This is a genomic window from Microbulbifer bruguierae, assembly GCF_029869925.1.
Classification (GTDB): Bacteria; Pseudomonadota; Gammaproteobacteria; order Pseudomonadales; family Cellvibrionaceae; genus Microbulbifer; species Microbulbifer bruguierae.
The window spans coordinates 1056825-1070742 of sequence record NZ_CP118605.1 but is presented as its reverse complement, the minus strand read 5'-3'; the positions used below and the strand labels follow the sequence as shown (position 1 = coordinate 1070742).

The window sequence follows — 13918 nt, the reverse complement described above, 5'->3', positions numbered from 1 at the left end:
CGGGGAACCTGGGGCAAGTCACTGGCTCTAAACAGTCATCACATTGTGACTTCTCAGACCCCTGACATGATCCTCCGTCTCCTGCAGGATCCCTTGAGCGCCCCGTCGTTCCCCAAGCGTCGGGGCTTTTTTTTGCCTGGCGAAAAGGCTCAGGTCACCAGTGGATTGCCGCGTTCCACAATCGATTTCACATCGATACCCGCCGGTAACGTGCCGGTATTGCCGACACCGCGGGCGTCCAGGCGTGACGCGATAAATCCATCCGCGACGGCGCTGTTACCCGACTGCATCAACAGGTGGCTCTGCATGGTGAGTGCCAGTTGATCGACGATATGGCGCGCGCGGTACTCGATTTCGTCCGGTGAGGACAGCTGGTTTTTCAGATGTGCCACGGCGCGATCGTAGCGCAGGTCATTGCCCGCGCTCTGCGCCAGCTCGTCGTACCAGTTATCGAGTACTTCCGGTACTTTGCCGATGGCGCGCAGCACGTCTAATGCCTGGATATTGCCGGAGCCTTCCCAGATCGCATTGATCGGTGCGTCGCGATAGAGGCGCGCGGTGATGAAGTTTTCGATGATGCCATTGCCGCCCAGGCACTCCATCGCCTCGTAGGCGTGGTGGGGAGTGCGCTTGCAGATCCAGTATTTGCCCACTGCGGTGCCGAGACGCATCAGCAGCTTTTCTGTTTCCCGGTCGAGGTGGTCGAAAGCGCGCGCCATGCGCATGGTCATGGCCACGGAGCCCTCCACTTCCAGTTGCAGATCGGCGAGTACATTCTGCATCAGAGGCTGGTCGATCAGGGTTTTGCCGAAGGCACTGCGCTGGCTCGCGTGGTAAATGGCCTGCAGAGTTGCCTGGCGCTGGCCGCCGGTGGACCCGATCATGCAGTCGAAGCGGGTGGCGGAGACCATTTCGATGATCGCAGGTACACCGCGTCCTTCTTCGCCCACCAGCCAGCCCAGGGCTCCGCGCAATTCAATTTCCGAAGACGCGTTGGATACATTACCCGCCTTGTTTTTCAACCGCTGTACCTGGATGGGATTTTTTGTCCCGTCCGGACGCCAGCGCGGTACCAGAAAACACGACAGGCCCTCGTCCGTCTGCGCCAGCATCAGGAAGGCATCGCACATCGGGGCTGAGGTGAACCACTTGTGGCCGATGAGCGCGTAGCTGCCGTCGCCGAGTGGGGTAGCGCGGGTAGTATTGGCGCGTACATCGGATCCGCCCTGCTTTTCGGTCATTCCCATACCGATGGTAAGCGCCGCCTTTTCGGTATAAGGCCGATTGGTGGGGTCGTATCCCCGGTCGGTGACCTTGGGCAGCCATTGCTCTGCCAGTATCGGATTCAGCCTGATGGAAGGTACCGAGGCAAAGGTCATGGTAACCGGGCAACCGTGCCCGGCCTCCAGCTGACAGTGCAGATAATACTTGGCGGCGCGGGCCACGTGTGCGCCCGGACCTGGATTGGTCCAGGGACTGCTATGCAGTCCCTCGCTGAGTGCGAGCTGCATCAACTGGTGATAACTGGGGTGATAGTTCACCAGGTCAATCCGATTGCCGACGCGGTCATGGGATTCGAATTGCGGTTTGTGCTCATTGGCGAGAAAGCCTCGCTCAATCATTTCCGGACGTCCGCAGACTTCGCCGTAACGCTGCAAGTCATCTTCGGCCCAGTGTCCTCCGTTGTACATCACCGCTTCACGGAGGGCGGTGTCGCCGGCGTAGAGATTGTGGCCGGACAGCGGTTTGGGCTGATTAAACACGATATGGGTATTGGCAATATCGGAGTCGACGGGTTTGGTGTCGGCGGGGTTAGTGGCCATGATTTTTCTCTCATTTTTCTTGATCGCCCGGGGAGCGTCTGGGCGGTTCCAGGCAATATGTTAAGTCTGCCTGCGGGGAGTGACGTTAATCCTAGTGCCATTGTATTTGCGGTGACTTGTCTTTTTGTGACCCCCGTCATTACCGGGGTGCTCAATAAGCCGCCTTACCGGCAAAAAGAGTAGAGCCTCGCTGATATCTCACTTGACAGCGGTGTCATTTCTTGTGACCAGACAGTATCATTCTCATGTTGCCGGTACAGGAGGTGGCAACTGTGGACCGGAACGGAGACGAGTTGCACCGGATCATTTCATCGGGGCGTCGCTCGTAAGCGCTGGGAAGGCGTGCGGTGGGGGCGTTGAATATGAGAGACGTTCTTACTACGGGGCTCGATAAGCCACAAAGCCGGATTGATATCTTGTCGGTATAAAACGAAAAAATTCACTGGAGAGAAAAATGCGGTTTTTAAGAATATGTAGCGTACTGGGGCTGGTGACGTCCCTTGTGGCGTGCGGCGCTGGCATGGAAGAAAGTGAAACCGTGAAAGGACCTGAAAGTATTTCAGTGGCGCCGTCGATCAGTCCCGCGGAGCTTGCGGTTCTCGGGTACTACACCGGAGATGGAACAGATCTGGCCCGATACGATTTCAACAAGCTCACCCACGTTATTTACAGTTTCGTTTACCTGGACGGTAATCAACTCTCCTTTGCGAGGGATGATCGGGCGAATGGGCAAAAGGGAAAGCAGGCTTATGCCCGTCTTTTGGCGTTGAAAGAACAGTATCCGCACCTCAAAGTGTTGCTTGCGTTGGGTGGTTGGGGCGGTTGTGAAACCTGCTCTGAGGTGTTTTCCTCAAACGAAAACCGCGTGGCTTTTGCACGTTCGGTTCGACAAACCTTGAAAGAATTGGGTGGTGACGGTATTGACCTGGACTGGGAATATCCGGCGATCGAAGGGCACCCGGGGCATCCCTACAAAGTGGAAGACCGCGCTCACTTTACCGCGCTGGTGAAAACCCTGCGTGAAACACTGGGGGAGAATTACCTGTTGAGTGTGGCTGCCGGGGGATTTGACGAGTTCCTGCAAAAATCTCTCGACTGGCAAGCAATCACGCCGCTGGTGAACAATATCAATCTGATGAGCTACGACCTGGTAAATGGCTTCAGTACTGTCACTGGACACCATACCCCGATTTATTCAACCGCGTCACAGAAGCAGTCCACCGATAACGCGGTGCGTTTTTTAGTGGAGGCGGGCGTACCCGCAAAAAAAATCGTGATTGGTGCGGCGTTTTATTCCCGGGTCTGGGACAGTGTGGGTCCGGAAAATGCTGGCCGGTACCAGAGTGGTAACCATGTGCCCGGGCTCAGGTACGCGGAACTGGAGCAGGGCTACACCGCAGATCTTGGATATCAGGTTTCCTGGGATGACGAGGCGCAGGCGGCGTTCGCCTACAACGCCGAGCAGCAGCGCTATGCGACCTTTGATAATCCGCACTCGCTGACACTGAAGACCCGCTATGCGAAAGAGCACCAACTGGGCGGCATCATGTTCTGGGAGCTGCCCGGTGATACCGATGACGGTACGCTGGTGAGGGCCATATACGAGGAAAAGTCCCGTTGATAACGCGGGAGGTCAGATACTGCGTTTGCCCGACAGGTTGAGCGTCAGTTCCAGCAGGCCAGCCCATGGATCCATTTCTTTACCGCCCTTGATGGCGTTGTCCACGGCGCGGGCGCGCAGCAGAAAGTTTTCCAGCTGGCGCGGGCGCAGGCGCTGACAGGCAGACTGAATCAGTGGCTGGCGTTTCTGGATGCGCACCAGGCGGTTGATGGGCTGGCCTTCTTCCAGTTTCTGCTGGGTTTCCAGCAGGGTGCGGATTTCCCGGGCGATTGCCCAGAGCACCACCGGTGCCTCTACACCTTCGGCGCGTAGTCCCTGCAGGGTTTTAACGGCACCGGCCGCATCAGCGGCCAGCGCCTTGTCAATCAATCCGAATACATCGTAACGGGCGGAGCTGGCGACGGCGTTGTTCATGGTGTCGGCACTGATTACCGAGTCCTGTGCCAGCAGTTTCAGCTTTTCGATTTCCTGGCTGGCAGCGAGCAGGTTACCTTCGACCCGCTCGGCAAGGATCTGGATGGCTTCGGGTTCCGCGTCAAGGTTGGCAGCGCGCAGGCGTTGGTGAATCCAGCGCGGCATTTCCGAGGCATCGACCGGCCAGATTTGAATCAGTACCCCCTTGGCTTCCAGCGCTTTGATCCACTTACTGTTGAGTTGGGCGCGGTCGAGCTTTGGCAGCACCAGCAACAGCAGGGTTTCGTCGTTGGCGTTAGCGGCAAATTCCTGCAGGGCCTTGCTGCCTTTATCTCCGGGTTTACCCCCGGGCAGGCGCAATTCGATGATTTTCTTGTCCGCAAACAGCGAAAGACTGCCGGCCGCGGACAGCAGTAGCCCCCAGTCAAAATTGTGTTCGCCGTGCAGCAGATCGCGCTCATTGAATCCATGGTTGCGTGCCGCTTCACGAATGTCGTCGCAACACTCTTGTATCAGCAGGGGTTCATCTCCGGTAACCACATAGATGGGGGCGAGGCCTTGGCGGAGGTTTTGCGAGAGTTGCCGGGGGTTGATGCGAGCCATTTTCTGCCTGTTTGTGGTCAGGGGGTAGCGGGGTTATCGGTGACCGGGGTGCTGATCTCGATACGGCGCAAGCGGTCGATGATACGGCTGATGAGTTCGCGGCGCATTTCTTCCCGCTGCAGACGCTCCTCCTCTCCTTTACTGACGATTTCGCTTTCATCCCAAACCAGGGTTCGGTAGACGTCGGCTCTGGCGTTGGTCAGAAGGTCGTGGCCATTGATGTCGCGCACGCTGTATTCGGCGCTGGTGATCAGTTCGTACTCGGAAGCTTGGCCTTTGGCATCCACCGAGACGGTGCGTTTTTGTTCGGTTTCTTTATGGATGGTGAGAGTGAAGTCCGCTTGTGTGGAGTCTTCCGCCAGCGGCAGGCCGCTGGTTTGCAGCAAGCGGGTAATACTTTCCGCCAGCTGGCTACGGGGATCTTCAGTGGTGATGTAGAGCTTGCTGCCGGGGGGGAAGTTTTTCGGTGCGCCGCGCAGGTGCCAGCCGCAGGCTGAGATGATCACGGTTAACGTCAGGATCAGAGTGCGGAGCATTATTGTATTCATCTAGGTCCGTTGTGTTCTGTAGCTGGTGCGGTGGCGACAAGGTGCCGGGAGCAGGTTTTCAGGACCGCTGTGAACCCATCCATGGGCGCTGTGGCGCAAACATCCTGTTTGCGACGCTCCTGAAAACCCGCTCCCGGCACCCGGCCTTCAATTTGACCAGAAGTGCTTCGTAAGCCGGGAATGTATGGCTCCGGCTCTATCTAGTTGGCGACGATGTTGACCAGCTTACCGGGCACCACAATCACTTTGCGCACAGTCAGACCGTCAGTGAACTTCACGACGTTTTCGTCTTCCAGCGCCATTTTTTCCAGGGTCGCCTTATCGGTGTCCGCGGCCACTTCCAGTTTCGCGCGCAGTTTGCCGTTCACCTGCACCACCAGGGTGATGGTGGAGCGTACCAGGGCTTTTTCGTCTACCTGCGGCCACTGGGTGTCTACCAGCTCGCTGCTGTTGCCCAACAGTTTCCACAGTTCGTGGCAAATGTGCGGGGTGACCGGCGCCAGCAGCATCACGGCGGCCTGCAGTGCTTCGCGCTCTACCGCAAGGCCGTTGGCGGAGTCGCGTTCTGCAACTTTGCCGACTTCGTTCAGCAGTTCCATTACCGCGGCGACGGCGGTGTTGAAGGTCTGGCGGCGGCCGTAGTCGTCGCTGACTTTCTGGATGGTCTCGTGGGTCTTGCGGCGCAGTTGCTGCTGCTTGTCGCTGAGATTGTTTACATCGATCTCCGCACAGCCGTCGCCGGCTTCAATGTGGCCGTGGACGGTCTTCCACAGTTTGCGCAGGAAGCGGCTGGCGCCTTCTACACCGGAGTCGTGCCACTCGAGTGTCTGCTCGGGGGGCGCGGCGAACATGGTGAACAGACGCACGGTGTCGGCACCGTATTCCTGCACCGCGGCATGGGGGTCGATGCCGTTGTTCTTGGACTTGGACATTTTCACCACGCCGCCGGCGATGACTTCTTCACCGGTGGCTCGTTCGACGGCTTTGATTGGCTTGCCTTTGTCGTCGCGCTCGACGTCTACCGCAGTCGGGGCGATCCACACCTTGTGGCCGTCGACGTCCTTGTAGAAGGACTCCGCCAGTACCATGCCCTGACACAGCAGGCGCTTGAAGGGCTCGTCGCTCTTCACCAGACCTTCGTCGCGCATCAGCTTGTGGAAGAAGCGCGCGTATAGCAGGTGCAGGATGGCGTGTTCGATTCCGCCCACATACTGGTCCACTGGCAGCCAGTAATTGGCGCGGTCCGGGTCGAGCATGCCTTCTTCGAAGTCGGGACAGGTGTAGCGGGCGTAGTACCAGCTGGATTCCATGAAGGTGTCGAAGGTGTCGGTTTCGCGCTCGACTGCTTCGCCGTTGTATTCGTCTTTGCACCACTCCGGATCGGCCTTGATCGGGGAGGTAACGCCGTCCAGTTCCACGTCTTCCGGCAGCAGGATCGGCAGTTTTTCCGCCGGTACCGGGATTTCGCTGCCGTCGGCGAGGTTGAACATGGGGATCGGTGCGCCCCAGTAACGCTGGCGGGAAACACCCCAGTCGCGCAGGCGGTAGTTGGTGGTGACGCGACCTTTACCGGCGGCTTCCAGGCCATCGGCGATGGCATTGAAGGCGGCGTCGAAGTCGAGGCCGTCAAAACCGCCGGAATTGACCAGCACACCCTTGTCGGTGAAGGCTTCTTTGTCCAGGTCGATGGTTTCTCCACCGGCAGGTGCGATGACCTGTTTGATCGGCAGGTCGTACTTTTTGGCAAACTCCCAGTCGCGCTGGTCGTGGGCGGGAACCGCCATTACCGCGCCGCTGCCGTAATCCATCAGCACGTAGTTGGCGACCCACACCGGGACTTCTTCGCCGGTGAGCGGGTGGATGGCCTTGAGGCCGGTGTCCATGCCTTTCTTGTCCATGGTGGCCATATCGGCCTCGGACATGGATTGCTTCTTGCACTCGGCAATGAAGGTCTTCAGCTCTGGATTGGATTCGGCCAGTTCCAGAGCAATCGGGTGCTCTGCGGCGAGGGACACGTAGGTGACGCCCATCAGGGTGTCCGGACGGGTGGTGTAGACATCGAAGTGGTCGACGCCGGCAATGGTCTTCGGCAGGGCGAAGGCCAGCTCGACGCCCTTGGATTTGCCGATCCAGTTGCGCTGCATGGTGCGCACCTGCTCCGGCCAGTCTGGCAGCTGGTCCAGGTCTTTCAGCAGTTCTTCGGCGTAGTCGGTGATCTTGATAAACCACTGCGCCAGCTCGCGGCGCTCTACGGTGGTGCCGCAGCGCCAGCAGCAGCCGTCTTCCACCTGCTCGTTAGCGAGGACGGTCGCATCGTGGGGACACCAGTTCACGGCGGAGTTCTTCTTGTACACCAGGCCTTTCTTGTACAGGCGGGTGAAGAACCACTGTTCCCAGCGGTAGTAGGACGGCTGGCAGGTGGCCAGCTCGCGGGACCAGTCAAAACCGAAGCCGAGGGCTTTGAGCTGGCCTTTCATGTAGTCGATATTGGAGTAGGTCCACTTGGCCGGTGCGGTCTTGTTCTGGATTGCGGCGTTTTCCGCCGGCAGGCCGAAGGCGTCCCAGCCCATGGGATGCAGCACGTTTTTACCCTGCATGCGCTGGTAGCGGGAGATCACGTCGGTGATGGTGTAGTTGCGCACATGCCCCATATGCAGCTTGCCGCTGGGGTAGGGGAACATGGATAGGCAGTAGAACTTGTCCTTGCTGGGGTCTTCCTTTACCTCGAAGCTTTTCTGCTCGGCCCAATGGGCCTGGGCGGTGGCTTCGACTGCGGAGGGGTTGTACTGCTCTTCCATCTGTGGGGAACCTATACTCTGTGACTCGATCTGTGTAGAAATTCTGACCGCGACGAGCCCAGAGGACTCGGCCGGAAAACGGCGAATTATAGGAGGGATAGGGTGAGTAAGGAACCTAAAGCAAAGCCGAAAGCCGGCGAAGCCCATTTACTCCCGGAAGATGAGGATGTAACCGGGGAATTCCGCCGGGATCTGGAAAAGCTGGTGGAAGGCGAGTTGGCGGTGGAAAAGCTTACCGCCAGTAAGGCGGCATTTCTGCGCGCCTGGCTAAAGGATGACCTGCATCAGGCTGCGGCCTATGTGCGTGGTCTTGGGGGGGAGCTGAAGACACTGGAAGAGCGCACCGGCGATTGGCTGCTGGATGCTGCAGACCCCACCGAAACTGCCTGGCCGAGCCTGATGCGCTGTATCAAAACGGGTCAACCCTGGGCGCTTGCGGGTGAAAAGGTGGGTAAGGGCGAAGAGCTGCAGTGCCTGGGGTGTGGCTACCGTGCTCTGCCGCCAGCCGGCTCCCGGATAACCCCCTGCCACCGCTGCGGCTATGGTTGCTTCCGTCAGATTAGCGGCGGGCTGGAAGCAGAGTGAGGGGCTGGTATGGTGTTGCCGGTCGACTCCTGAGACTGTGCGTTTGAGAACAGGTTCTGTGGAGCCTTAGAAACAATAACAACGCTGTAGGCACGGATAGCGCAAGATGGAACTGCAAACCGCCCTGACAACCCTGATCATGCCCCCGTTTGCCCCGCTTGTGGGCTTATTGCTGGCCTTTTCCTTCTGGTTTTTCCCCAATTCAACGCCAGTCGCAAAATTGTCACTGCCACTGGCTATTCTCTGCTTTCTCACGTTGTGGATTTGCGCGACACCCGCGTTTTCCGGCTGGCTGGGGCAGCGACTGGTGAATCAGTTGCCGGCGGTACCGGATGCAAAACCCACCGCAGTGGTCATTCTCGGCGGTGGCCGCTATCGGGATGCGCAGACAGGTAGTGAGCGACTTTCTTCTCCTTCACTGGAGCGGGTGGCCTGGGCGGTGGCGAAGGCGCCGGGGAGTTTACCCATTCTCGTTTCCGGCGGGCGGGTGTACGCCCAGGAGAAGGCGGCAGAATCCGATCTGATGGCGGATGCACTGGAGAAACTGTTCGGGCGTACGGTGACCTGGCGCGAGAATTGCAGTCGAACCACGGCGGAGAATGCGGCCTTCTCGGCGGCACTTCTGCACGATTCCGGAGTCGAAAGCGTGCTACTGGTAACCCACTGGTGGCATATGCCCAGGGCCCAAGAGGTTTTCGCCCGTGCCGGAATACAGGTTCAGCCACTGGCTGTGGGCAGTCCGGGAGAATTGATGCCCCGAGCCCAAACGGGCCTGTTGCGCTGGTTACCGAGTGCGGGGGCATTGCTTCGCACGCAGGTGTATTGGCGGGAACTGCTGGCGGATCAGTGGTATCGCTGGCGGCCACTGCCGGTACGACGGAATTGCTGACTGGATAGCTCAGGGGATTCCGGTTCTCGGGTTGAAGCGCTCTGGACGAATAACTAGTATGGTCACCCTTGTTTTCCGTTTCTTATGAAACCTTTTGTGACCTCTTTGGGGTGATGACCTTTTCTTGGTCACGAAGTGTTCCGGGTTGTGATATGTCCCGGGTGCCGGGTTTGCTGATAATGCATTGTCGATATTGAAAGGGTGTCGGCAATTAATAATGGCAATAGGGTGCGGGAGGAGGTTGTCAATGGCAGGAAGCCTGGCGAATGGCCCGGAATGGGTGCCGGTAGTTGTTACCGGTAGTTGCGCAGCACTGACTCCGTTGGTGCGGTTCGACAGAGCAAGAAACCGCGGCCGTCGATTGTTTTTGGCGGCCAGGGCGATAGCGGCGCTGCCGGATCGCATAAAAATAACAAAATAAAAAAATAAGTGAGGTAATGTTCAGATGACGGGTATTCCAGCATCACTCTCCCCCATCCAGCTGCACAACCGGTTGAATCGGCCGGTGTGGATAGGCTTCAAACTCAGTCGTCGAGGCAAGCGCCAACTGGTGCTGTTATCGGCGGGTAATGAGAGTGGCGCTCAGTTGAGCAAAAACTTCGAAACCTTTGTCGGGCAGATTGTCCGCGAGTTCAAACTGGATCCACAGCAAACCGATTTTGTTGAGCTGCGCCAGGAACAGCGCAGCGGGGATATACAGGCCAATTGCTGGTATCGCTGGCACGCTCACTGGGTGGGATCTGCTCCCATGGAGTGCAAGGTTGACCCGGTAACCTCGGAAACGGCGCGCAGTTATCTCGATCAGGTACTGAGTCGCAGTGACGCTGCCGCTTAGATATTTCCCGGTCAATATTCCATAGCATTTTATTTCTGAGCCCGCTTGTGCGGGCTCAGCGCGTTCTGGTACCCGCGCGGGCGTGTCCACGGTGTTGTTCAGGGCCGAGTAAATCGGCGAGGGCCTTTTCCAACGTCGGGAACTGAAAAATGTAACCGCTATCCAGCGCCGTGCGGGGCTCCATCCTCTGGCTGGCCAGCAGCAATTCCTCAGCCATTTCCCCGAACATCAACTTGAGCATCCACGCCGGTGTGCGCATCAGGCAGGGGCGGTGCAGTTGTCTTGCCAGCAGGCGTGAAAAGCTGTTGTTGGTGACCGGCTCCGGAGCACAGGCGTTGAAGGGAACGCAAAGGCGCCGGTCGATCATGTGCAGCATCAGGCCGACGATATCCTCCTCGTGAATCCAGCTCATCCAGTGTTCACCGGAACTCATTGGGCCACCCAGCCCGAGGCGAAATGCCGGCAACATCTGTGGCAGGGCGCCGCCACGAGTTGAGAGAACAATGGCGGTGCGCATGGTGCCGACGCAGATACTTGCCTGCTGCAGTGGCTGTGTTACCGATTCCCAGTCGCGGCAGAGCTGAGCGGCGAAGCCGCCGCCGGGACCGTTGGATTCTTTTAACAGGTCGCCGCCGCGGTCGCCGTAATAGCCGACAGCGGAGCCGGAAAGTACATAGCCGGGTTGTTGGGGGAGGGTGAAAATCCACTGTACCAGCCGTTCGGTTGTTTCCAGTCTGGAGCGTCGGATTTCCTGCTTGCTTCTGCTGTTCCAGCGTTTGGAAATGGTTTCTCCTGCGAGATTGACGACAACGTCTACGGGGCCCTCAACCTGTTGTAGTTCATTGACGCCCCGGGCCGCTTCGCCACACCGCTCGCGCACTTTTGCGGGGTTGCGGCTGAGGACCGTGATGGTGTTGCCGCGTGCCAGCCACCTGGCACAAAAAAGACGGCCGATTAAACCCGTGCCGCCGGTGATTAAACAATGCATAAATCAGGCATCCGTGCCGCACATTGATCGTCTGTGCTGGAAATGTCGTATTGCCCGATAGCGGCTAATTTGCGCGCGACGGGGCGCGGCGCTATCGGTTGCAGGCATTGCTGCCTGCGGTAGGAAAAAGACCTGGCCGGCGGGAATCGATCGAGAAAATGGAATCGGCAACACCGCTTCCACATTGCCTCCGCCGGGCGAATATTTCTGGAGGATAGCAGCCGCAAAAACAGTTGTGGTGCAGGCCGGGGAATAAACGGCGGCGCAGGTGACAGCGACTCGCAAACCGGGGGCAATTTACGCCCCGGGACGAAGGCGATGCGGTCGCACGGTAGTGGGGTTACTTGTTTGCCGGGATTAATCCGCGACTTCCGGCGTGGGCAGGTGCTCGGTGCTGGCACTGGCGCGTCGCTGCAGCAGTACTGCAGCCAGCAACATCGCAAATGAGAATACCAGCGGTCCCCAGATCCCGGTGCGCATAAAGGGCGTGAAGCCACGTCGCGCTTCTACACGGGCTACCAGCGTCGCCTGCTCGAACTGCGGAAGCTGGTCGGTAATACTGCCGTCGGGTGCAACTACGGCGGTAATGCCGGTATTGGTTCCCCGCACCAGGTAGCGTCGGGTCTCCAGGGCTCGCATCTGCGCCATCTGCATATGTTGCAAGGGGCCAATGGATTTCCCAAACCAGGCGTCGTTACTCAGGGTGAGCAGAACATCCGCATCGCCACTGCTGCTCGCTACCAGTTGCGGGTAGACGATTTCGTAACAGATCAACGGTGCCCAGCTCAGGGTACCTGCTTGCAGCGGCTTTTGCCCTTCGGGGCCTGGGCGGATGTATGAGGTGGGCAGGTCGAAAAACTCGATGGTGCCGCGAATCCAGTCTTCCAGGGGTACATACTCGCCAAAGGGAACCAGGTGGCGCTTGTGGTAGAGCTGCTCAGTCTGGCCAAAGACGACCGCAGAGTTGTGTACCACACGGCGTTGATCCTGTTCTGTATCGTAGAGAATACCGGTAATAAGGTCGGTTTCCGCCTGTTGCGCGTTTTTCTGCAGGGCTTGCATCAGGTTCGGGGCATGGTGGTAGAACAGCGGCAACGCGGCCTCTGGCCAGATCACCACATCCACTCCCTGATGGTGCAGTTGTTCGGTGGCGCTCTGATAACGCCTCAGTGTTTCACCACGAAATTCCGGCTGCCACTTTTTTTCCTGGGGAATATTGGCCTGTACCAATCCCACGGTCTTCGTTTTTTCCGTAGCGTAAGTCCACTCCACCTGCTTTAGCAGTAGCCCGACGGGCCAGGTGAGAGCGGTAACGGATACGAGTGCCAGGGTGCGGGCGCTTTTCCAGGAGGGAAATGCGCCGCGCAGGATCAGGGCGACAACCGCTGCTGTCAGGGCCAGCAGCAGGCCGATACCGTAAACGCTAACTACCGGTGCCCAACCAGCAAGCCAGGTATGAATGTGCCCATAACCGGCAAACAGCCAGGGGAAGCCGGTAAACATCCAGGTGCGGAACCACTCGCTGACAAACCACAGTGCGGAAAACGCCAGAGCGAAAGGCACTGGTTGCGAGCGAAAATGGGCCAGCAGAGAAAACGGCAGGGCAAACACGAGTGCGAGGATGCCCACAAAAGCACCAGTGAGGACAACCCCTAGCAGAGGTGAGGAGTTTCCGAAGTCGGTGATGGAGACATAAACCCAGGAGCCGCCTGTGGCAAACAGGCCGATGCCGTAACACAGCGCCAGCCAGTAAGTACGCTTGCCCGTGAGGGGTAGGCTATCGCGGCCGGGGGCCAGCAGCCAGGCAAACAGCACCAGAGAAAGCAGACTGCACCACCAGTAGTTGAATGGTGCAAAGGAGAGTGTCAACAGGCCGCCCGCAATGAGGGCGGCCACGGGAGGCAGATTTCTGTGCATCAGCCGTCTTCTTCAGCGGGCTTGTCGAGGCGACTCACGCGCAATAGGTGAATCTGTCGGTTGTCGGCGTAGAGGACGCGGAATTTGAAATCACCGAGTCGAGTCATTTCATCGCGCCCGGGCAGATGGCCGAACGATTGCATGATGAGGCCGCCGATGGTGTCGAATTCCTCGTCGCTGAACTCGCAGTCAAAGTACTCGTTGAAGTCCTCGATGGGGGTGAGTGCCTTGACCACGTAATCGTTGTCGCTCACCTTGCGGATAAAGCTGTCTTCTTCATCCTCATCAGTCTCGTCTTCGATATCACCGACAATTTCTTCGAGAATGTCTTCAATGGTGACTACGCCGGAGACACCACCATACTCGTCAATAACGACAGCCATGTGATAGCGGTTCTCGCGGAATTCCCGCAACAGGATATTCAGGCGTTTGCTTTCGGGGATGATATTCGCCGGGCGGATAATGTCTTCCAGGTGGAATTCTTCCACGCCTTTCAGCACTAGCGGCAGCAGGTCTTTGGCGAGCAGAATACCGCGCATATCATCGATGCTTTCGCCCACTACCGGGAAGCGCGAGTGACCGGACTCGATGACTTTGGGCAGGAACTCTTTTGGCTGGTCGTTAATGCTGACCACCACCATTTGCGAGCGCGGGATCATGATTTCCCGCACCTGCTGGTTCGATACATCCAGCGCGCCCTCGATGATCGACAGGGCTTCGGCGTCTACGACTTTGTTTTCCGCCGCATCCTTGATGATGTCCAGCAGTTCATCGCGGGATTTGGGTTCGTGTGAAAAGGCACCCAGTATTTTCTCCAACCAGTTTTTCTCCCCCGATCGGGGGCGGTTGGAAGAGGAGCTACTTGGGGGTTCATCGGTGGTCATGGAAGTGGCCATA

Annotated in this window: 11 protein-coding genes; 4 read left to right on the top strand and 7 right to left on the bottom strand. The window is 58.2% G+C overall.

What is annotated here, in order from left to right; translation table 11 throughout:
* Positions 1-149: 149 nt before the first annotated feature.
* Positions 150-1823 (bottom strand): isovaleryl-CoA dehydrogenase, encoded by a 1674-nt coding sequence (locus PVT68_RS04585; RefSeq protein WP_280321449.1) that lies wholly within the window; start codon positions 1821-1823, stop codon positions 150-152.
* A 454-nt stretch (positions 1824-2277) separates the two neighbouring features.
* On the opposite strand from PVT68_RS04585, the gene PVT68_RS04580 reads away from it, so the two are divergent.
* A complete protein-coding gene (locus PVT68_RS04580; RefSeq protein WP_280321448.1) occupies positions 2278-3444 on the top strand; it encodes a glycoside hydrolase family 18 protein in 1167 nt (388 codons plus the stop codon).
* A gap of 12 nt (positions 3445-3456) precedes the next feature.
* Here the strand turns inward: PVT68_RS04580 and holA are convergent, their stop codons facing one another.
* From holA to leuS, 3 genes are all read right to left on the bottom strand, one after another.
* The gene (gene holA / locus PVT68_RS04575; protein ID WP_280321447.1) at positions 3457-4461 is read right to left on the bottom strand and encodes a DNA polymerase III subunit delta; all 1005 of its coding nucleotides are present in this window, start codon (positions 4459-4461) and stop codon (positions 3457-3459) included.
* A gap of 17 nt (positions 4462-4478) precedes the next feature.
* Positions 4479-4997, bottom strand: a complete 519-nt coding sequence (locus tag PVT68_RS04570; RefSeq protein ID WP_280321446.1) for an LPS-assembly lipoprotein LptE — start codon at positions 4995-4997, stop codon at positions 4479-4481.
* 212 nt (positions 4998-5209) lie between these two features.
* Positions 5210-7807, bottom strand: coding sequence for a leucine--tRNA ligase (leuS, locus tag PVT68_RS04565; RefSeq protein WP_280321445.1), 2598 nt, complete (start codon positions 7805-7807; stop codon positions 5210-5212).
* Between the two features lie 102 nt (positions 7808-7909).
* Here leuS and PVT68_RS04560 point away from each other — a divergent pair, with 102 nt between their 5' ends.
* From PVT68_RS04560 to PVT68_RS04550, 3 genes are all read left to right on the top strand, one after another.
* Positions 7910-8392, top strand: coding sequence for a zinc ribbon-containing protein (locus tag PVT68_RS04560; RefSeq protein ID WP_280321444.1), 483 nt, complete (start codon positions 7910-7912; stop codon positions 8390-8392).
* Between the two features lie 106 nt (positions 8393-8498).
* On the top strand, positions 8499-9281 hold the full coding sequence (locus PVT68_RS04555) for a YdcF family protein (RefSeq protein WP_280321443.1): 783 nt from the start codon (positions 8499-8501) through the stop codon (positions 9279-9281).
* 445 nt (positions 9282-9726) lie between these two features.
* Positions 9727-10116 carry a hypothetical protein gene (locus PVT68_RS04550; protein ID WP_280321442.1) on the top strand — a complete coding sequence of 130 codons (390 nt, stop codon included), beginning with the start codon at positions 9727-9729 and terminating at the stop codon, positions 10114-10116.
* A 55-nt stretch (positions 10117-10171) separates the two neighbouring features.
* Here the strand turns inward: PVT68_RS04550 and PVT68_RS04545 are convergent, their stop codons facing one another.
* The 3 genes from PVT68_RS04545 to PVT68_RS04535 all read right to left on the bottom strand — a co-directional run bounded on the left by PVT68_RS04545 (position 10172) and on the right by PVT68_RS04535 (position 13917).
* Positions 10172-11104, bottom strand: coding sequence for a TIGR01777 family oxidoreductase (locus PVT68_RS04545; RefSeq protein WP_280321441.1), 933 nt, complete (start codon positions 11102-11104; stop codon positions 10172-10174).
* A 357-nt stretch (positions 11105-11461) separates the two neighbouring features.
* Positions 11462-13021: an apolipoprotein N-acyltransferase gene (lnt, locus tag PVT68_RS04540; RefSeq protein ID WP_280321440.1), complete on the bottom strand. Its 1560-nt coding sequence runs from the start codon at positions 13019-13021 to the stop codon at positions 11462-11464.
* Entirely contained in the window at positions 13021-13917 is an 897-nt protein-coding gene (locus PVT68_RS04535; RefSeq protein ID WP_280321439.1) for an HlyC/CorC family transporter, read from the bottom strand. Before PVT68_RS04535 ends, lnt begins: the two co-directional genes overlap by 1 nt.
* Position 13918 lies beyond the last annotated feature (1 nt).

Coding starts and splice junctions, on each gene's coding strand:
- PVT68_RS04585 (WP_280321449.1), bottom strand. CDS start 1,823: ATGGCCACTAACCCCGCCGACACCAAACCCGTCGACTCCGATATTGCC.
- PVT68_RS04550 (WP_280321442.1), top strand. CDS start 9,727: ATGACGGGTATTCCAGCATCACTCTCCCCCATCCAGCTGCACAACCGG.
- holA (WP_280321447.1), bottom strand. CDS start 4,461: ATGGCTCGCATCAACCCCCGGCAACTCTCGCAAAACCTCCGCCAAGGC.
- PVT68_RS04555 (WP_280321443.1), top strand. CDS start 8,499: ATGGAACTGCAAACCGCCCTGACAACCCTGATCATGCCCCCGTTTGCC.
- leuS (WP_280321445.1), bottom strand. CDS start 7,807: ATGGAAGAGCAGTACAACCCCTCCGCAGTCGAAGCCACCGCCCAGGCC.
- PVT68_RS04535 (WP_280321439.1), bottom strand. CDS start 13,917: ATGGCCACTTCCATGACCACCGATGAACCCCCAAGTAGCTCCTCTTCC.
- PVT68_RS04580 (WP_280321448.1), top strand. CDS start 2,278: ATGCGGTTTTTAAGAATATGTAGCGTACTGGGGCTGGTGACGTCCCTT.
- PVT68_RS04570 (WP_280321446.1), bottom strand. CDS start 4,997: ATGCTCCGCACTCTGATCCTGACGTTAACCGTGATCATCTCAGCCTGC.
- PVT68_RS04545 (WP_280321441.1), bottom strand. CDS start 11,104: ATGCATTGTTTAATCACCGGCGGCACGGGTTTAATCGGCCGTCTTTTT.
- lnt (WP_280321440.1), bottom strand. CDS start 13,021: ATGCACAGAAATCTGCCTCCCGTGGCCGCCCTCATTGCGGGCGGCCTG.